A 16,750-nucleotide genomic window follows, 5' to 3' on the forward strand; every position below is an offset into this window, starting at 1 on the left:
TTGCCCGGGCCATGACGGCGAGGGTCGGTCGATCAAGCCATCAACCCGGACGCTGGCGCCCAGGTCCCGGACATGCGACGGGGCGCGGACCTAAGTCCGCGCCCCGCGTAACGCCTCCCAGCGCGTTCTAGAAGCGGTAGCCGAAGCCCGCCGAGACCACCCACGGATCCAGGTGGACCTTGGACTTGATCCCGTTGGTCTTGTCGACGGCGTCGGTCTTGAAGGCGACCTTCTTCACGTCGAGGTTCAGGCTCCAGGGCCCGCCGGTGGCGATGTCGACGCCCGCCTGGGCGGCCAGGCCGAACCCGTCGTCGAGCTTCAGGTTGAACCCGTTCTTGTCCGAGCCGCTGTAGAACAGCATGTAGTTCACGCCGGCGCCCACGTAGGGGCTGATCCGCTGATCCGGCGCGAAGTGATACTGCAGCGAGACGATCGGCGGCAGGACCCAGGTTTCCTTGACCTTGATGTCGGTCCCCGGACCCTTGGCCTTGACGGTGTGCTTGGTCGTCCCGGCGATCACCTCGACCGCCACGTGATCAGTGAAGAAGTAGGTCAGGCCCAGGGTCGGCATGACGTCGTAGTTCACGTCGGCGCGCAGCCCGGTGGACGCGCCGGCCAGGGTGGTGATCGGGTCGGTGCCGCTCGGCGCGACCTGGGTGATGCGCAGGTCGACGACCTTGGTCCCGGCGGCCTTCGGCTTGAAATCCTGCGCCTGGGCGACCCCGGCGACAGCCAGCGCGGCCATCAGCGGCAGCGCCATCATCTTGGTCTTCATTTCTATCCCCTTCTCGGCGGCGAACGCCGCGAAGGCACCCTGGTCCCACGCCCCAAGCGCGGCCTTGATCTGCCGCAAAACGAACGTTTAAATTTGTATGGCGTTCAACGAGCCGACAGGGCGCTCACGGCCCAGGGCGTCAGGCCCATGGCGAGCAGGCCGAGCGGCATGAGGCCGCCGCGGGCGAGGTTGTAGTCGGCGGCGATATCGCGCCAGCCCAGGCCCAGCATCCGGCCGAGCGCCACCTCGAAGACGACGGTCATGGCGACCCACAGCGCCCCCACGCCGAGCGCCGCAGCGACGCTGGGCGGACGGAGCCAGCGCCGCAGCAGCCAGGTGATGGCGAAGATCACGAGGACGCCGGTCAGCACCGAGAACTGGCGCACGAAGCGCTCGACCTCGGGGCCGAGCAGCGCGCGGCGCAACGCACCCTGAGCGCTCTCGGCGAGCATGAGGAGCAGCCAGACCAAGACGGCGCGGGCGACGGCCGGCAGGGGCACGGCGGTCTCCTGGCCGCGCGCGGCGGTCAGCGCGCGCGGAGCGGCGGCGGAGCCGGCCGCCACGCGACGGCGAAAGCGGCGAGCCCCGCCAGGACGAGGCTCGCCGCCGCGTAACACCAGCCACAATGGGGATGAGGACCGGCGCCGCAAATCGCGCCAAGGGCGGCCATGTGCTCGCGCGCGAGGTCGGCCGCGAGCGCTGCGGACAGCAGGAGAACCGCCCCCAACAGACTCGCTCCGATACGCAGGAATGCGTCTTCACCCGACGCAGCGCGCTCACGCATGGACTTCTCCTTGAACGTGAAAGAGATGCGCCTTCTGGCCGCAATCGTCGTTGACGCATGTCAAGGTGACGCCTTTCGCGCTGCGGCATGACCTCGGCCGTCTCAAAAGCGAGCTGGGGATTCATGTCACAGGCTGTCGCACCGTCGGACGACGCGCCGTTCGACGCCGTTCTACTCTACGTCTTCACCGGCGTCGCCGCATTGGCGTCGATGCTGGCTGCGGCGTTCACGCCGGACCCGCTGTTCCGGTTTCACAGCTATGTCCTGATGGCCGCCTTCACGGTCGCGTTCTTCGCGATCTCGGTGGGCATGGCGTCCGGAAAGCTCAAATCGGATCCCACCCGCTACGCCGACGGCGTGATCCGGGCGGGGGTCATCGCCACCATGTTCTGGGCGATCGCAGGCCTCGCCGCGGGCGCCCTGGCGGCCGCGCAGCTCAGCTGGCCCAACATCTTCTACAACGCCGACCTGCCGTTCCTGAATTTCGGCCGCCTGCGACCGCTGCACACCTCGGCGGTGATCTTTGCGTTCGGGGGCAACGCCCTGATCGCGACCTCCTTCTACGTCGTCCAGCGCACCTGCAAGGCGCGGCTGGCCGGCGGCGTCTGGCCGTGGTTCGTGTTCTGGGGCTACCAGCTCTTCATCGTCCTGGCCGCCACCGGCTATCTCGCGGGCATCACGCAGAGCCGCGAATACGCCGAACCCGAGTGGTACGTGGACGTGTGGCTGACCATCGTCTGGGTCGCCTACCTGCTCGTCTTCCTGGGCACGATCTGGAAGCGCAAGGAACCCCACATCTACGTGGCCAACTGGTTCTACCTGGCCTTCATCGTCACCATCGCGATCCTGCACCTGGTGAACAACGCCGCCCTGCCGGTCGGCCTGCTCGAAACCAAGAGCTACTCGGCCTTCGCGGGCGTGCAGGACGCTCTGACCCAATGGTGGTACGGCCACAACGCGGTGGGTTTCTTCCTGACCGCCGGCTTCCTGGGCATGATGTACTACTTCGTGCCGAAGCGGGTCGAACGGCCGGTCTATTCGTACCGCCTGTCGATCGTCCACTTCTGGTCGCTGATCTTCATCTACATCTGGGCCGGTCCCCACCACCTGCACTACACGGCCCTGCCGCAGTGGGCCCAGACGCTGGGCATGACCTTCTCGATCATGCTCTGGATGCCGTCCTGGGGCGGCATGATCAACGGCCTGATGACCCTGTCGGGGGCGTGGGACAAGCTGCGCACCGACCCGGTGGTCCGCATGATGGTGGTGGCCATCGCCTTCTACGGCATGTCCACCTTCGAGGGCCCGCTGATGAGCATCCGGGCGGTCAACGCCCTCAGCCACTACACCGACTGGACCATCGGCCACGTGCACTCCGGCGCCCTGGGCTGGGTCGGCTTCATCAGCTTCGGCGCGATGTACTGCATGGTCCCCTGGCTCTGGAAGAAGGAGCGCATCTACTCGAACACGCTGATCGAGTGGCACTTCTGGATCGCGACGACGGGCATCCTGCTCTACATCGCCGCGATGTGGGTGTCGGGCATCATGGAAGGCCTGATGTGGCGCGAGTACACGCCGCAGGGCTACCTGGCCAACGCCTTCGTCGAGACGGTCGCGGCCAAGCACGTCGAGAACATCATCCGCACGGTCGGGGGCCTCATGTACCTCTCCGGCGCGGCCATCATGTCCTACAACCTGTGGCGCACCGTCCGCATGCCCGGGACCGCTCCGGCGGGCTCGCAGGCGATGGGCGCCCCTGCCGCCCCGCAACTCGCGGCGGCTGAGTGAGGCGCACCGTCATGTGGAAGAAACACGAGAAGTTCGAGCGCCATTCGCTCGTCCTGCTGATCGGCATCATCATCGTGGTGTCGATCGGCGGCCTGGTCGAGATCAGCCCCCTCTTCTACCTGGAGAGCACGATCGAGAAGGTGGACGGGGTGCGCCCCTACACGCCGCTCGAACAGGCGGGCCGCGACATCTACGTCCGTGAAGGCTGCTACGTCTGCCACTCGCAGATGATCCGCCCGCTGCGCGACGAGGTTGAGCGCTACGGCCACTACAGCCTGGCGGCCGAGAGCATGTACGACCACCCCTTCCAATGGGGGTCGAAGCGGACGGGGCCCGACCTGGCGCGCGTCGGGGGCAAGTACTCCGACAACTGGCACGTCGACCACCTGACCAACCCGCGCTCGGTGGTGCCCGAGTCCAACATGCCGCCCTACCGGTTCCTGGCGGAGAAGGACCTCGACTACCGCAACATCGAACAGCGCCTGAAGACGCTGAAGGCGGTGGGCGTTCCGTACAGCAAGAACGAGATCGCCAACGCCAAGGCCGACCTGGAAATGCAGGTGGATCCCTTCGCGGGTGAGACCTCCGACCTGAAGAAGCGCTACGGCCCGCGGGTCAACCAGCGCGACTTCGACGGCAACCCCGAGAGGATCAGCGAGATGGACGCCCTGATCGCCTACCTCCAGGTGCTCGGCACCATGGTCGACTTCCGCACCTACAAGGCCGAAGACCCGGAGAACCTGCGATGAACGGCCTCTCCTACGAAACCCTGGCCCGGTTCGCCCAGCAGGGCGGCACCATCTACTTCGGCCTGATCTTCGCAGCCGGCCTGATCTACGCGCTCTGGCCCCGGCACAAGGAGGCGTTCGACCGCCTCGCCCATCTGCCGCTCGAGAAGGACGAGAGCGACCATGTCTGAGCGCGAACGCGATCAACACACGGGCACCGAGACCACCGGCCACGAGTGGGACGGGATCAAGGAGCTCGACACCCCCCTGCCGCGCTGGTGGCTGTGGGTGTTCTACGGCTCGATCGCCTTCGCGATCGTCTACTGGGTGCTGATGCCGGCCTGGCCGGGGATCACCGGCTACACCCACGGCATGCTCGGCAAGTCCGACCGCGCCGCGGTCACCGGCGAGCTCGCCAAGCTGGAATCGATCCGCGGCGCCGGCCTGGTGAAGCTGAAGTCCGCGTCGCTGGAACAGATCGAATCCGATCCGCAGCTGCAGACCTACGCCATGCAGGTCGGCGCCTCGGTCTTCGGCGACAACTGCGCCACCTGCCACGGCGCGGGCGGCGGCGGCGGCAAGGGCTATCCCAACCTGCGTGACGACGTCTGGCTGTGGGGCGGCACGCTGGAGGACATCCAGCACACGATCACCGTGGGCGTGCGTTCCGGCCACCCCGGCGCGCGCGGCGGCGACACCATCATGCCCGCGTTCGGGCGCGATCAGCTGCTGACCGACGCCCAGATCAACGACCTGACCGAGTACGTGATGGCGCTTTCCCATCGCAAGGCCGATCGGGCCGCGGTGGCGCGCGCCGCCCAGACCTTCGCCGACCAGTGCTCGGCCTGCCACGGACCCGACGGGACCGGCGGCGCCAAGCCTGGCGCGCCGAACCTGACGGACGCGGAGTGGCTCTATGGCTCCGACCGCCAGACGATCCACGATCAGATCTGGAATGGCCGCAACGGCGTCATGCCGACGTGGGAGGCGCGCTTCTCGCCCGAGACGATCAAGGCGCTGGCGGTCTATGTCCACGCCAATGCGGGCGGCGACGCCGAACCCGCGGCGGCGGCCGTCTCCAGGCCCTCAGCCGGAGCCGTAAGCGGCAAATGACCGTCGTCATCGACAAGCGGCCCAAGGGTGCGGCGGCCGGCCCCGAGTCGGCCGCCGAGCACGCGCGCCAGAAAGGCGACGCGGGCAAGAGCCTCTACAAGCCGCGGACGCCGATCTATCCCAAGCTGGTCCACGGCAAGTGGCGGACCATCAAGTGGGCGATCCTGATCGCCACGCTGACGGTCTACTACGTGACGCCCTGGATCCGCTGGGATCGGCCGGGCTCCCTGCCCGACCAGGCGGTGCTGGTGGATTTCGAGGGCCGCCGCTTCTACTTCTTCTGGATCCAGCTCTGGCCCCAGGAGGTCTATTTCATCACCGGCCTGCTGGTGATGGCGGCGCTGGCGTTGTTCCTGGTGACGTCGCTGTTCGGGCGGCTGTGGTGCGGCTACACCTGCCCGCAGACGGTCTGGACCGACCTCTACATCCACGTCGAGCGGCTGTTCGAGGGCGATCGCAACGCGCGCATGCGCCTCGACGCCGCGCCGTGGTCGTTCGACAAGCTGTGGCGCAAGACCGGCAAGCACCTCGTCTGGCTGGCTGTCGCGTTCGGCACCGGCGGCGCCTGGATCTTCTATTTCCGTGACGCGCCGACGCTGTTCGTGGAGTTCTGGACCGGCAAGGCGCCGATGACGTCGTACATCTCGTGCTTCGTGCTGACGGCGACCACCTACATCTTCGCCGGCCACATGCGCGAACAGGTCTGCACCTACATGTGCCCCTGGCCGCGGATCCAGGGCGCGATGCTCGACGAGCACGCCCTGCAGGTGACCTATCGCTACAACCGCGGCGAACCGCGCGGGCCGCACAAGAAGGGCCAGAGCTGGGAGGGCCGCGGCGACTGCATCGACTGCAACGCCTGCGTCACCGCCTGTCCGATGGGCATCGACATCCGCGACGGCGGGCAGCTGGAGTGCATCAACTGCGCCCTGTGCATCGACGCCTGCGACGAGATCATGGCGCGGGTCGAACGGCCCAAGGGGCTGATCGCCTACGACACCGACGCCGCCGTCGCCGCCCGCGAGGCCGGCCAGCCGCCGCGCTACCACTTCCTGCGGGCGCGGACCGCCTACTACGCGGTGGCGCTGACGGTCGTTTCCGCCCTGATGCTCTGGGGCTTCCTGAACCGCAGCGAGCTGACCCTGCACGCGCTGCGCGACCGCAATCCGACCTTCGTGCGGCTGCACGACGGGGCGATCCGCAACGCCTACACCCTGAAGATCGCCAACCGCAGCTTCGAGCCCATGCCGGTGGAAGTCACCTTCTCGGGCGTTCCCGGCGCGACCCTGCGCATGCCCGGCGAGCCGGCGGGCGCGTCGATCCGGGTCACGGTTCCGGCCAACGAGGTGGAGGCCGTCCGGGTCTTCGTCACCGCGCCGCCCGACGCCCTGACCCAGTCCAGCATGCCCGCGGTGTTCGACGTCCACAGCGACCACGCCAAGACCCAGACGCGCACCGTCTTCCTGTCCGGAGCCGCGAACCCGCAATGAGCGCTGTCCATCCCGAACGTCCCCGTGGCTTCCGGCTGACCGGCTGGCACGTCCTGGCCGGGATTTCCGCCTTCTTCGCCGTGATCTTCGCCGTGGACGGCACGTTCGCGTACATGGCGCTGCGCACCCACCCCGGCGAGGTGTCGGTGACGCCCTACGAGGACGGCCTGCTCTACAACCAGCGGATCACCCAGCTGGAGGAACAGAGGCAGCTGGGATGGCGCGCCGCGGCCGGTCCCCTCGGGACGAACAAGGTGCTGGTCGAGTTCCGCGACCGGGCCGACGCGCCGGTGCGGGGCCTGACGCTCACCGCGAAGATGGAACGGCCGGCGACCGAGACGGGCCGCATCACGCCGCGCTTCGTCGAGACCGCGCCGGGGCGCTACGAAGCCACGGTCGGCCAGCTGTCCGGCGCCTGGGACCTGACGGCCGAGGCCAAGGACCCGTCGGGCGACGACTTCCTGCTGGAGCGGAGACTGACGTGGCCCTAGCCTACGAGGCCTCTCCCGCCCGCGATCTCCGCGCCTTCCTCAAGCCCGAGGGAGAGGCGGCGCGGATCGACCTGCTGATCCCCGGCGCGCGCTGCGCCGGCTGCCTGGCGAAGATCGAGGGAGCCCTGAAGGACCGCCCCGACGTAGCCGCCGCTCGGCTGAACCTGACGAGCCACCGGCTGACGGTGACGTTCCGCTCGGGCTCGGCCGATCCCGGCGCTGTGGTGAACCTGCTGGACCGCCTGGGCTATTCGGCGACGCCGTACGATCCCGGCCAGGCCCGCGAGGCCTACGACCGCGAGGGCCGCCAGCTCGTCCTGGCCATGGCGGTGGCCGCGTTCGGCGCGATGAACACCATGATGTTCTCGGTGCCGCTGTGGGCGGGGCTGTTCGGCCAGGAACTCGGCCCCGCGACCCGCACGGTGATGATGTGGCTGTCGGGGGCGGTGGGCGCGCCCTGCGCGCTCTTCGCCGGCATGCCCTTCTTCCGCTCGGCCTGGCGGTCGCTCCGGGTCGGGCGCGCCAACATGGACGTGCCGATCAGCCTGGGCGTCCTGCTGACCCTGGGCATCAGCGTCTCCGAGACGATCCTGCGTGGCCGGGACGCCTATTTCGACGCCGCCGTCTCGCTGCTCTTCCTGCTGCTGATCGGCCGCTGGCTGGACCACCAGCTTCGCGCCCGGGCCCGCAGCGCCGCCGACAACCTCCTGGCCCTCCAGGCCGTCCCCGCCACCGTCGTCCAGCCCGATGGGGCCCAGCGCGCCGTGCCCGTCTCCGAGGTGCGGCCGGGCGACCTCGTCCTGGTGCGCCCGGGCGAACGCGCGCCCGTGGACGCCACCGTCGAGGCCGGGACCTCCGATCTCGACAACAGCCTGCTGACCGGCGAGGCGGCGCCCGTGGCCGTGCGGCCGGGGGCGGTGGTGCGCGCCGGCGCGCTGAACCTGCTGGGCGCCTTGCAGCTGCGCGCCCTCGCCGCGGCCGAGGATTCGGCGGTCAGCGCCATCGCCCGGCTGGTCGAGGCCGGCGCGGTGTCGAAGTCGAAGTACGTCCGCCTCGCCGACAAGGCGGCCGCCATCTACGTGCCGGTGGTGCATACCCTGGCCGCGGCCACCTTCGCCGGCGGCTGGGCGCTGGGCCTGGGCCCGCGCGAGGCGCTGATCCGGGCGGTGGCGGTGCTGATCGTGACCTGCCCGTGCGCCCTGGGGCTGGCCGTGCCGGCGGTGCAGATCGCCGCCTCGGCGCGCCTGTTCCGCCGAGGCGTGCTGGTGAAGTCGGGCGCCGCGCTCGAGCGCCTGGCCGAAGTCGACCACGTGATCTTCGACAAGACCGGCGTGCTCACCGAAGGCCGCCCGCGCCTGCTCGACGCCGACCCGGCGCGGGTGATCGCCGCAGCCCCGCTGGCGCGCGCGTCGCGCCATCCGCTGGCGCGCGCCCTGGCCGACGCCGCCGGCGACGGCCCGATGGCGGACGACGTGCGCGAAGTGGTGGGCGAAGGCGTCGAGGGGCTGGTCGGCGGCCGGCCCGCCCGCCTGGGCCGCGCGGCGTTCGTGGGCGCCGACCCCACCGCCGACGCGAAGGAGACCGAGCTGTGGTTCGGCTTCCTGGACGGCGACCGCAGCCAGACCTGCTTCCGGTTCTCGGACCAGCTCCGCGCCGACGCCGCCGAGGCCGTGGCGGCGCTGAAGGCCCGCGGCCTGACCGTGGAGATCATCTCCGGCGACGCGGCCGAGCCGGTGGCCCGCACCGCCGCCGCGGTCGGGATCGAGGCCTGGCGCGCCGGCTGCTGGCCGCAGGACAAGTCGGCCGCCGTCGACGCCCAGACCGCCGCCGGACAGAAGGTGCTGATGGTCGGCGACGGCCTGAACGACGCCGCGGCCCTGGCCAAGGCCCACTGCGCCATGGCCCCCGGCACGGCGCTGGAGGCCGCGCAGAACGCCGCCGACCTGGTGTTCTCCGGCGAGGGCTTGATGGCCGTTGTGGAGGCCATCGACGTGGCCCGCAGCGCCCGCCGCCGCGCGCTGGAGAACTTCGGCTTCGCCGCGCTCTACAACGCCGTGGCCGCGCCCGCCGCCATGCTGGGCTTCGTCAATCCGTTCGTGGCCGCGCTGGCCATGTCGGGATCGTCGCTGACGGTCACGCTGAACGCCTTCCGGACGGGGGGCCGTCGATGACCGTCCTGCTGTTCCTCGCGCCGCTTTCGCTGGGCCTGGGGCTGATCGCCGTCGGCGCGTTCTGGTGGAGCCTGCGGAACAACCAGTACGAGGATCCCGTGGGCGACGCGGAGCGAATCCTGATGGACGATCCCGAGGACCGGCCGGCGGCTTGATTTCGATCACGGCGCGCGCGGCCCGCCCGCGCGATCAGAGGGGCATGACGATCGCCGAAGCCCCCGCCGCCCGGGCGCACGCCCAAGCCCTGGCCAATCTCATCGCCCGCTACGACGGGCGCTCGCCCCGCTACACCAGCTATCCGACGGCGGTGCAGTTCACACCGGCGGTGGATCAGGCCGCCTACCGCGGCTGGCTCGCGGCGCTGCCCGCCGACACGCCGGTTTCGCTCTACGCCCACATCCCGTTCTGCGCGCGGATCTGCTGGTACTGCGGCTGCAACACGCGGGCGATGAACCGGCCCGAGCCGATCTCGGACTATGTGGGCCTGCTGGTGCGGGAGGCCGAAATGCTGGGCGAGGCGCTGCCGGCCCGGCTCGCGGCCAACGCCATCCACCTGGGCGGCGGTTCGCCCAACATGCTGTCGGCCGACGACATGGACGCCCTGTTCGACGGGCTCGGCCGGGTCTTCAGGCTGACGCCCGACCGGGAGGTCTCCGTCGAGATCGACCCGGCGCGCCTGACCCGCGACTGGGTGCAGGCCGCGGCCGGACACGGGCTGACGCGTGCGAGCCTGGGCGTGCAGAACCTGGACGCGCGGGTGCAGGCGGCGGTGAACCGCAGCGAGACCGAGCAGCAGGTCGAGCAGGCCGTAGGCTGGCTGCGCGAAGTGGGCGTGCGCTCGATCAACGTCGACCTGATGTACGGACTGCCGCACCAGACGACGACCAACACCCTGGCCACGCTGGACTCCATCCTGCGGCTCGCGCCCGAACGGATCGCCCTGTTCGGCTATGCGCACGTGCCGTGGATGAAGGCCAACCAGCAGCTCATCGAGGAGGACGCGCTGCCGGGCCCCGCGGCGCGGCTGGACCAGGCCGAGACCGCAGCCGAGCATCTGGTGGCGGCCGGCTATGTGCGGGTCGGCCTCGACCACTTCGCCCGGCCGGGCGACGAGCTGGCGCAGGCGGCCTCGGGAGGGCGTCTACACCGCAATTTCCAGGGCTATACGACCGATGCGGCCGAGACCCTGCTGGGCCTGGGCGCCTCGGCGATCGGGCGCCTGCCGCAGGGCTTCGTCCAGAACGCCGCCCAGGAACTGGCCTGGCGCACCGCCGTGCGCGAGGGCCGGCTGCCGGTGGCGCGCGGCGTCGCCTTCACCGACGACGACCGCCTGCGCGGCGAGATCATAGAACGGCTGATGTGCGACCTGGCCGTCGACGTCGGCGCGGTGGCGGCCCGGCATGGGCGCGACCCCGGCGAGCTCGATGGCGCGATGGCGCGGCTCTCGCCGTTCGTCGCCGACGGCCTGGCCCGGATCGAGGGCCGGCGCCTCCAGGTGGTGGGCGACGGTCGGCTGGTGATCCGTTCGATCTGCGCCGTCTTCGACGCCTACTTCGATCCCGAGGCGGGCCGCCACTCGCGCAGCCTTTGAGCCATTGACGCCGATCAAAGCGACGCAGGACGCGCCCTGCAAACCTGCCTGAAAACCTGGAGACGCCCGATGACGCCCTTCCTCATGCTCGTGCTGGCCGGCTACGCCGTGTTCATCGCGGCGCTCGGCTACGCCTGGCTGCGCAACTAGCGCGCGCCCCCGCAAGCGATCTGACCGCGCCGGACGACGGGTCCGGCGCGCTTTCTTTTGGCCTCGCGCCAGGCCGCGCTGGTCGTTGCGTGCGCCTCAGCCGCCCCGCCGGTCGGCGAGCAGACCCTTGATCTCCGAGATCAGGCCGTCACCCAGCAGCGGCTTTTCGACGACAGAGGCGTGTGCGCGATAGGCCGCCCGCCTCAGCTGATCCTCGGGGTGCGTGGTGATGATGATCGCCGGCAGGCTGACGCCCCGCCGCCGGAGCCGGGTAAGGGCTTCGATGCCCGCGAGGCCGGGCAACCCCTGATCGATCACCAGGCACGCGCGGCGAAGAGGCAGATCGAGCGCTAGCAGATCCTCACCCGACCCGCACAACTCGACGCTGAAACCTTCAAGCTCCAGCGAGAACTGTAGCGCGCCGCTGAGCGCCGTATCGTCCTCGACGATGATCACCCGCGGAGGGAGCGACGGATCGGACGCCTGCGCCATGCCGCTTGCTAGCGCGGAACCGCCCTGGCGGCGTTGACGCCGCGCAAATCAGAAGCCGGCGAGCAGCGCGATCCGGACCAGTTCGGAAAGTCCGGCGCAGCCGGTCTTGCTCATCACGTGGGCCCGGTAGACCTCGACCGTGCGCGGGCTGATGCCCAGGTCGCGGGCGATGACCTTGTTGGACTTGCCCTCGACCACGCCGCGCAGCACCTCGGCCTCGCGCGGCGAGAGGCCCGCGAGCATCGACTGGAACCGGGCGCGCTCGGCGTCGACATGAGTGGCCCGGGCCCCGGCGTTGAGGGCCGCGTTGACCGCGCCGATGAACACCTCGTCGTCGAAGGGCTTCTCGAGAAAATCGACGACGCCCGCCTTCATCGCCTCGACGGCAAGCGGCACGTCGCCATGCCCGGTGATGACGATCACGGGCAGGGCCACGCCCATGCCCTGCAGCCGCCGGACGAGGTCGAGCCCGCTCATGTCCGGCATCCGGACATCGGTGACGATACAGCCCGTGACGCCGCCCTGAGCAACGGCGAGGAACGTCTCGGCCGATTCATAGGTCCTGGCCGCCAGACCCGCCGTGTCGAGGACGAAGCTCAGCGATTCCCGCACCGCGTCGTCGTCGTCGATCACATGCACCACGTCCTCACTCAACGTCGGCAAGCTCCTCTTCGCTCACGGCCCGCAGGGTGAAGCGGAACACGGTTCCCCCCGCCGGATTCGGTTCGGTCCAGATGCGGCCGCCATGCGCCTCCACGATGGTTCGGGAGATCGAGAGCCCCACGCCCATGCCCGTGCTCTTGGTCGTCACGAATGGGCGGAAGAGCTGGTCGGCGACCTCGGGCGCCAGGCCCGGCCCGGTGTCGGCCACGAAGACCTCGACCATTCCGTCGTCCGCCGGACGCGTGCCGACGGTCAGGCTGCGCTCGGGTGAGGCCTCCATGGCGTCGATGGCGTTGCGCATCAGGTTGAGCACCACCTGCTGCACCGGCACCTTGTCGGCCAGCACCTGGTCGACGCCGGCCTCGAAGCGGAAACGGAGCTTCACGCCACGCTCCTTGGCGCCGACCATAGCCAGGGCGCCGGCTTCCTCGAGCAGCTGGGGAAGGCTCTCGATCCGGTGTTCGGCGTCGCCCTTGCTGACGAAGTTACGAAGGCGCCGGATGATCTGGCCCGCTCGCAGCGTCTGCTCCCCCGCCGCCTCCAGGGCCGACTTGAGCTTCTGCACGTCCGGCGTCTCCCGCTCGAGCAGGCGCACGCAGCCCTTGACGTAGTTCGCGGTCGCCGAGAGCGGCTGGTTGAGTTCGTGCGCCAGCGCCGAGGCCATCTCGCCCAAGGCCGTGAGCCGCGAGACATGCGCCAGTTCGTCCTGGAGATTGTGCAGCCGCCGCTCCGCCGTCTGCCGTTCGGTGACGTCCTGGACGAAGCCGGTGAAGAAGCGCCGGCCGCCGCTCTGCATCTCGCCGACCGCCAGCTCCATCGGGAAGGTCGAACCGTCCTTGCGCTCGCCCACCACGACGCGGCCGATGCCGATGATGCGGCGCTCGCCGGTGGAGAGGTAGCGGCCGATGTAGCCGTCGTGCGCGTCGCGGTAGGGGCTGGGCATCAGCATGCTGACGTTGCGGCCCACCGCCTCCTCGGCGCTCCACCCGAACAGGCGGACCGCCGCGGCGCTGAACGACTGCATGACGCCATGTTCGTCGATCACGATCATCGCCGACGGCACGGTCGCCAGGATGGACTGGAGGTGCGCCTCGCGGTCCTCGAGATCCTGCAGCATCTGGCCGACCCGGCCGGCGCTGCCCCGCAGGCGCATGCCGAAGACGCCGCTGGCGACGCCGAGGATCGCGAAGATCGCCACCGTCACGAGATTGGCGTCCCGCGCGAAGAGGTCGGGACCGACGAACGCCGCATCGGACGCAAGCGACAGCGCCGTGGCCACCAGCGCCGGGCCGCATCCGCCCAGGGCCGCGCTCAGCAGCACGGCCGGCATGTAGACGATCAGCATCGGCCAGCCGTCCGCCACCGGGTCGAGCGCCGCGCGGAAGGCGAAGCAGACGGCGGTGGCCAGCGCGGCTGCGCCATAGGTCGCCACCGGGCCTCTGGACCGGAGTCGATCGATGAATCGCGTCCGTGGCTGCACCATGGTCACGCCCTAAGTCCGGCCGCTCCGGCGTGCAACAGACAGCTTGTCTGCGACCTGGGATTCCGACACATCATGGAGGACCACATCTTGGTTGAATCGGTCCGGGATACAATCTGGCATCGCGTCGGCTAAGTAGCCATACGGACGCGCGCCGCTCCGCGCCCCGGCGCAGGATGCCCTGCCCGGACCGGCCGGGCGCGAGCAGGGAGACGAAGATGCGCGCGATCCTTATTTCCGCGGGGCTGGCGGTCCTGGTGTCCGGCTGCGCCGCCGCCGGATCGCCGCCGCCCGGTGGAACCGACCCCGCGGTCCAGCGGGGCCAGGCCTTCGCCGCCCGGCGCTGCGCGGGATGCCACGAGGTGGGCCTGGACGACCGCGAGGGGACGAGCGGGCCGCGGTTCCGCGCCCTGCGGATGCGCTTCAACGCGCTGTCGCTCCAGCGCCGGTTCGACCAGATCTCCGAGCACGGGTCCGGCGAGATGCCGCCGATCCACATCACCCGAAGCGAGGCCGAGGATTTGGTGGCGTACATCGAGAGCCTCACCAACTAGGGCGCGCCAGGCGCTTCAGCGCGCCTCGGCGTCGCGCTTGGCCTGTTCCTCGGCCGCCCGTTCGCGCGCCTCGCGTTCGGCGTCGGCCATGAGGTCCTCGGCGGCGTCATTGCGTGTGCGGGCCGCGCGCTCGGGCTCCGGCTCGGCGTCGCCGGTCGCCAGGTTGAGCGTACGCAGGGCCTCGTCGCCCTCCCGTTCGAACAGGCTGCGCAGGCGCAGGTCGATCTGCGTGAACGGGATTTCGATGTCGGCAGCGCGCAGGGCGTCCTCGATGGCCCAGTTGTACGCCGCATGCATGGCCGACGGCCGCTTGACCGCGTCGGGCGTGGGCCAGACCACCAGCTCGAAGTTCAGGCCGGAATCGCCGAACCCGGTGAGCCAGACCTGGGCCTTTCGCAGGTCGGTGTCGGGGGAGGTGAAGGGCACGGCCCGCGCCGCCTCGAGCACCGCGTCGCGCACCTTGGCCTTGTCGACGCCATAGGCCACGGAGAAGGGCACGTGGAACCGGCGGCTGCTGCCCTTCAGGGTCCAGTTCACGACCTGGTTCTCGATGAGCTTCGAGTTGGGGATCACCACGTTCAGGCCGTCGTTGGTGCGAAGGCGGGTGGCCCTGGGCCCGACCTCGATGATCTCGCCGCGCAGGCCGTCCTCCAGCTCCACGAAGTCGCCGACGTGGACCAGGGGATCGAAGATCACGACCAGGCCCGATACGAACTCGCGCACGATGCCCTGCAGGCCCAGGCCGGCGCCCACGCCCACCGCGCCGGCGAAAAGCGTCAGGGAGCTCAGGTCGACGCCGAGGGTCGAGAGCCCCACGAACAGCCCAGCCACCGTAAGCCCGTACGCGGCGAGCTTTTCGACGATGTAGATCAGCGACGCGGCGCTGTGGGAATGGAGCCGGATGCGACGCAGGCCGAGGCTCACCAGGCGCGCGGCGGCGAAGCCCAGCGCGACGATGAGCGCCGCGACCATCGCCTTGCCCGCGATCGAAACCCACGCACCGGTCACGAACCAGTTTTCGACAGCCTGCCAAACCCGATCCATCGCAACTCCCTGCGCGCCGCCAGCAGCCGAAAAAGCAGGTGTGTCCACTCACATAATTGTCAAGCCCGCCGACTGGATAGACGGATCGCGATCGGGTATAAAAAGTCAACAATACTAAAGAAGGAGAAGTGCGAGCGCATGAATGAAGCTTCAGTAGATACTGTCCTTATCGTCTGTGACGACGAGAAGTATTCGGCGGACCTGATTTCTGCGCTGGTCGATGGCGGCTCCAATGTTGTGGGGCCGGTGACCCGGGCGAACATGGCGCTGGCGCTCGCGGCTCAGACCTCGCCGACCGTGGCCATCGTGGCCCGGCCGCCGACCGGCCGCCGGGATGCGACCGCGCTGGCGCGCGAGTTGATGGACACCTGGGGCGTGCGTTCGCTGGTTCTCGAAGGGGCCCACCCGGAGGGCCGCCCGCCGGAAGACCGGCCGTGGGAGCCCGCTCCTGGGGAGTTCCCAGGGCTGCGCGCCGCGCTGGAACGGATGAACGGCGCGCCACTCGCCTGAATTCCGGGGCGGGCGCGCCGCAGGTTCCTTGACAGGGCGAAGGCCGGGCGGTCGCATCGGGCGGCACGCCATCGCAAGGACCGGCCGCCATGCTCAGAACTCTCCTCGTCGCCGCGGGCCTCGCGCTCGCGCCCGTCGCGGCCGCCCAGGCGGCCGAGGTGACCCACATCCCGGCGCCGTCGCGGCCCGACCTGCCCGCGCCGGCGTTCAGCGCGGCGGTCAAGGCCGGCGACACGCTCTACGTCTCGGGCACGACCGATGGCGGAGCGGCGATGGGCGGCACGCCGGCCGACGCGGCCAAGCGGGTGCTCGACAACGTCAAGCGCGCCGTCGAGGCGGGCGGCCTGACCATGGACGATCTCGTCTGGGTGCAGATCTTCTCCACCGACCTGTCGGACTACGCCGCCTTCAACGAGGTCTACCGGACCTACTTCAAGGGGCCGCTTCCGGCGCGGGCCTATATCGGGACCAGCCACCTGCTGGGCGACGCCCGGTTCGAGGTGATGGGGATCGCCGTCCGCAAGCCCTAGCGGCCTTGCCTTTCGGCCGCCTTTCGGCTACTAGCCCGCCCCTTCGGAACCGCCTGGCCCCAAGGCATGCCAGGGCGGTTCATCAACACGACCAGAGGACGGGACCTTCGGGACCCGAGTGAAATGCCGAAACTGAAGACGAAGTCGGGCGTGAAAAAGCGCTTCAAGATGACCGCGTCTGGCAAGCTTAAGGCCGGCGTCGCCGGCAAGCGCCACCGCCTCATCAGCCACAACGGCAAGTACATCCGTCAGAACCGTGGAACCAAGGTGATGAGCGAGGCCGACGCCAAGATCATCAAGACCTGGCTCCCCTACGGCCTCTAAGGAGAACTGACCGATGGCACGCGTGAAACGGGGCGTCGTCGCCCACGCCAAGCACAAGAAGGTTCTCGAGCA

At 69.7% G+C, this 16,750-nt stretch carries 20 protein-coding genes; 13 read left to right on the forward strand and 7 right to left on the reverse strand.

The features are described from left to right. Nucleotides 1–127: 127 nt before the first annotated feature. The 3 genes from GC203_RS15505 to GC203_RS15515 form a co-directional block, all read right to left on the reverse strand. Nucleotides 128–775, reverse strand: a complete 648-nt coding sequence (locus tag GC203_RS15505; protein WP_293456268.1) for an OmpW family outer membrane protein — start codon at nt 773–775, stop codon at nt 128–130. A 104-nt stretch (nt 776–879) separates the two neighbouring features. After that, complete coding sequence (locus GC203_RS15510; RefSeq protein WP_293456271.1) at nt 880–1,338, reverse strand: hypothetical protein; 459 nt, start codon at nt 1,336–1,338, stop codon at nt 880–882. Beyond that, on the reverse strand, nt 1,302–1,559 hold the full coding sequence (locus GC203_RS15515) for a hypothetical protein (protein WP_293456273.1): 258 nt from the start codon (nt 1,557–1,559) through the stop codon (nt 1,302–1,304). The genes GC203_RS15510 and GC203_RS15515 overlap by 37 nt, the downstream gene beginning before the upstream one ends. A 267-nt stretch (nt 1,560–1,826) precedes the next feature. Here GC203_RS15515 and ccoN point away from each other — a divergent pair, with 267 nt between their 5' ends. Genes ccoN through hemN form a run of 9 tightly spaced genes read left to right on the forward strand, consistent with a single transcriptional unit; the run spans nt 1,827 to nt 10,931 of the window. Continuing rightward, nucleotides 1,827–3,347, forward strand: a complete 1,521-nt coding sequence (ccoN, locus tag GC203_RS15520) for a cytochrome-c oxidase, cbb3-type subunit I (protein ID WP_293456321.1) — start codon at nt 1,827–1,829, stop codon at nt 3,345–3,347. A gap of 11 nt (nt 3,348–3,358) precedes the next feature. Next, entirely contained in the window at nt 3,359–4,096 is a 738-nt protein-coding gene (gene ccoO, locus GC203_RS15525; RefSeq protein ID WP_293456276.1) for a cytochrome-c oxidase, cbb3-type subunit II, read from the forward strand. After that, the gene (locus GC203_RS15530) at nt 4,093–4,266 is read left to right on the forward strand and encodes a cbb3-type cytochrome c oxidase subunit 3 (RefSeq protein ID WP_293456278.1); all 174 of its coding nucleotides are present in this window, start codon (nt 4,093–4,095) and stop codon (nt 4,264–4,266) included. Before ccoO ends, GC203_RS15530 begins: the two co-directional genes overlap by 4 nt. Then, entirely contained in the window at nt 4,259–5,188 is a 930-nt protein-coding gene (ccoP, locus tag GC203_RS15535; protein ID WP_293456281.1) for a cytochrome-c oxidase, cbb3-type subunit III, read from the forward strand. The genes GC203_RS15530 and ccoP overlap by 8 nt, the downstream gene beginning before the upstream one ends. Continuing rightward, nucleotides 5,185–6,678: a cytochrome c oxidase accessory protein CcoG gene (gene ccoG / locus GC203_RS15540; RefSeq protein ID WP_293456284.1), complete on the forward strand. Its 1,494-nt coding sequence runs from the start codon at nt 5,185–5,187 to the stop codon at nt 6,676–6,678. The genes ccoP and ccoG overlap by 4 nt, the downstream gene beginning before the upstream one ends. After that, nucleotides 6,675–7,169, forward strand: coding sequence for a FixH family protein (locus GC203_RS15545; RefSeq protein ID WP_293456287.1), 495 nt, complete (start codon nt 6,675–6,677; stop codon nt 7,167–7,169). Before ccoG ends, GC203_RS15545 begins: the two co-directional genes overlap by 4 nt. After that, nucleotides 7,160–9,340, forward strand: coding sequence for a heavy metal translocating P-type ATPase (locus tag GC203_RS15550; protein WP_293456290.1), 2,181 nt, complete (start codon nt 7,160–7,162; stop codon nt 9,338–9,340). The genes GC203_RS15545 and GC203_RS15550 overlap by 10 nt, the downstream gene beginning before the upstream one ends. Next, nucleotides 9,337–9,495 (forward strand): cbb3-type cytochrome oxidase assembly protein CcoS, encoded by a 159-nt coding sequence (ccoS, locus tag GC203_RS15555; protein ID WP_293456292.1) that lies wholly within the window; start codon nt 9,337–9,339, stop codon nt 9,493–9,495. Before GC203_RS15550 ends, ccoS begins: the two co-directional genes overlap by 4 nt. A gap of 44 nt (nt 9,496–9,539) precedes the next feature. After that, nucleotides 9,540–10,931, forward strand: a complete 1,392-nt coding sequence (gene hemN, locus GC203_RS15560; RefSeq protein ID WP_293456295.1) for an oxygen-independent coproporphyrinogen III oxidase — start codon at nt 9,540–9,542, stop codon at nt 10,929–10,931. A 246-nt stretch (nt 10,932–11,177) separates the two neighbouring features. Here the strand turns inward: hemN and GC203_RS15565 are convergent, their stop codons facing one another. From GC203_RS15565 to GC203_RS15575, 3 genes are read right to left on the reverse strand one after another with little or no spacing between them, the layout of a single operon-like run. Beyond that, a complete protein-coding gene (locus GC203_RS15565; protein ID WP_293456298.1) occupies nt 11,178–11,573 on the reverse strand; it encodes a response regulator in 396 nt (131 codons plus the stop codon). A gap of 48 nt (nt 11,574–11,621) precedes the next feature. Next, nucleotides 11,622–12,236 carry a response regulator FixJ gene (fixJ, locus tag GC203_RS15570; RefSeq protein ID WP_366501910.1) on the reverse strand — a complete coding sequence of 205 codons (615 nt, stop codon included), beginning with the start codon at nt 12,234–12,236 and terminating at the stop codon, nt 11,622–11,624. Beyond that, nucleotides 12,220–13,668: a PAS domain S-box protein gene (locus GC203_RS15575; RefSeq protein ID WP_293456301.1), complete on the reverse strand. Its 1,449-nt coding sequence runs from the start codon at nt 13,666–13,668 to the stop codon at nt 12,220–12,222. The genes fixJ and GC203_RS15575 overlap by 17 nt, the downstream gene beginning before the upstream one ends. 266 nt (nt 13,669–13,934) lie before the next feature. Here GC203_RS15575 and GC203_RS15580 point away from each other — a divergent pair, with 266 nt between their 5' ends. Beyond that, on the forward strand, nt 13,935–14,270 hold the full coding sequence (locus tag GC203_RS15580) for a cytochrome c (protein WP_293456304.1): 336 nt from the start codon (nt 13,935–13,937) through the stop codon (nt 14,268–14,270). Nucleotides 14,271–14,285: 15 nt separating this feature from the next. Here the strand turns inward: GC203_RS15580 and GC203_RS15585 are convergent, their stop codons facing one another. After that, nucleotides 14,286–15,314: a mechanosensitive ion channel domain-containing protein gene (locus GC203_RS15585; protein ID WP_293456306.1), complete on the reverse strand. Its 1,029-nt coding sequence runs from the start codon at nt 15,312–15,314 to the stop codon at nt 14,286–14,288. 138 nt (nt 15,315–15,452) lie between these two features. On the opposite strand from GC203_RS15585, the gene GC203_RS15590 reads away from it, so the two are divergent. The 3 genes from GC203_RS15590 to rpmI all read left to right on the forward strand — a co-directional run bounded on the left by GC203_RS15590 (nt 15,453) and on the right by rpmI (nt 16,678). Then, nucleotides 15,453–15,824, forward strand: coding sequence for a hypothetical protein (locus GC203_RS15590; protein WP_293456310.1), 372 nt, complete (start codon nt 15,453–15,455; stop codon nt 15,822–15,824). Between the two features lie 89 nt (nt 15,825–15,913). Beyond that, nucleotides 15,914–16,354, forward strand: coding sequence for a RidA family protein (locus tag GC203_RS15595; RefSeq protein ID WP_293456313.1), 441 nt, complete (start codon nt 15,914–15,916; stop codon nt 16,352–16,354). 123 nt (nt 16,355–16,477) lie between these two features. Continuing rightward, the gene (gene rpmI / locus GC203_RS15600) at nt 16,478–16,678 is read left to right on the forward strand and encodes a 50S ribosomal protein L35 (protein ID WP_293456315.1); all 201 of its coding nucleotides are present in this window, start codon (nt 16,478–16,480) and stop codon (nt 16,676–16,678) included. Nucleotides 16,679–16,750: the final 72 nt, after the last annotated feature.

The sequence above is a fragment of the Phenylobacterium sp. genome (assembly GCF_016124325.1).
Classification (GTDB): Bacteria; Pseudomonadota; Alphaproteobacteria; order Caulobacterales; family Caulobacteraceae; genus Phenylobacterium.

Coding starts and splice junctions, on each gene's coding strand:
- ccoP (WP_293456281.1), top strand. CDS start 4,259: ATGTCTGAGCGCGAACGCGATCAACACACGGGCACCGAGACCACCGGC.
- GC203_RS15515 (WP_293456273.1), bottom strand. CDS start 1,559: ATGCGTGAGCGCGCTGCGTCGGGTGAAGACGCATTCCTGCGTATCGGA.
- rpmI (WP_293456315.1), top strand. CDS start 16,478: ATGCCGAAACTGAAGACGAAGTCGGGCGTGAAAAAGCGCTTCAAGATG.
- GC203_RS15545 (WP_293456287.1), top strand. CDS start 6,675: ATGAGCGCTGTCCATCCCGAACGTCCCCGTGGCTTCCGGCTGACCGGC.
- GC203_RS15530 (WP_293456278.1), top strand. CDS start 4,093: ATGAACGGCCTCTCCTACGAAACCCTGGCCCGGTTCGCCCAGCAGGGC.
- GC203_RS15565 (WP_293456298.1), bottom strand. CDS start 11,573: ATGGCGCAGGCGTCCGATCCGTCGCTCCCTCCGCGGGTGATCATCGTC.
- ccoO (WP_293456276.1), top strand. CDS start 3,359: ATGTGGAAGAAACACGAGAAGTTCGAGCGCCATTCGCTCGTCCTGCTG.
- hemN (WP_293456295.1), top strand. CDS start 9,540: ATGACGATCGCCGAAGCCCCCGCCGCCCGGGCGCACGCCCAAGCCCTG.
- GC203_RS15580 (WP_293456304.1), top strand. CDS start 13,935: ATGCGCGCGATCCTTATTTCCGCGGGGCTGGCGGTCCTGGTGTCCGGC.
- ccoG (WP_293456284.1), top strand. CDS start 5,185: ATGACCGTCGTCATCGACAAGCGGCCCAAGGGTGCGGCGGCCGGCCCC.
- GC203_RS15595 (WP_293456313.1), top strand. CDS start 15,914: ATGCTCAGAACTCTCCTCGTCGCCGCGGGCCTCGCGCTCGCGCCCGTC.
- ccoS (WP_293456292.1), top strand. CDS start 9,337: ATGACCGTCCTGCTGTTCCTCGCGCCGCTTTCGCTGGGCCTGGGGCTG.
- ccoN (WP_293456321.1), top strand. CDS start 1,827: ATGGCCGCCTTCACGGTCGCGTTCTTCGCGATCTCGGTGGGCATGGCG.
- GC203_RS15585 (WP_293456306.1), bottom strand. CDS start 15,314: ATGGATCGGGTTTGGCAGGCTGTCGAAAACTGGTTCGTGACCGGTGCG.
- GC203_RS15590 (WP_293456310.1), top strand. CDS start 15,453: ATGAATGAAGCTTCAGTAGATACTGTCCTTATCGTCTGTGACGACGAG.
- GC203_RS15505 (WP_293456268.1), bottom strand. CDS start 775: ATGAAGACCAAGATGATGGCGCTGCCGCTGATGGCCGCGCTGGCTGTC.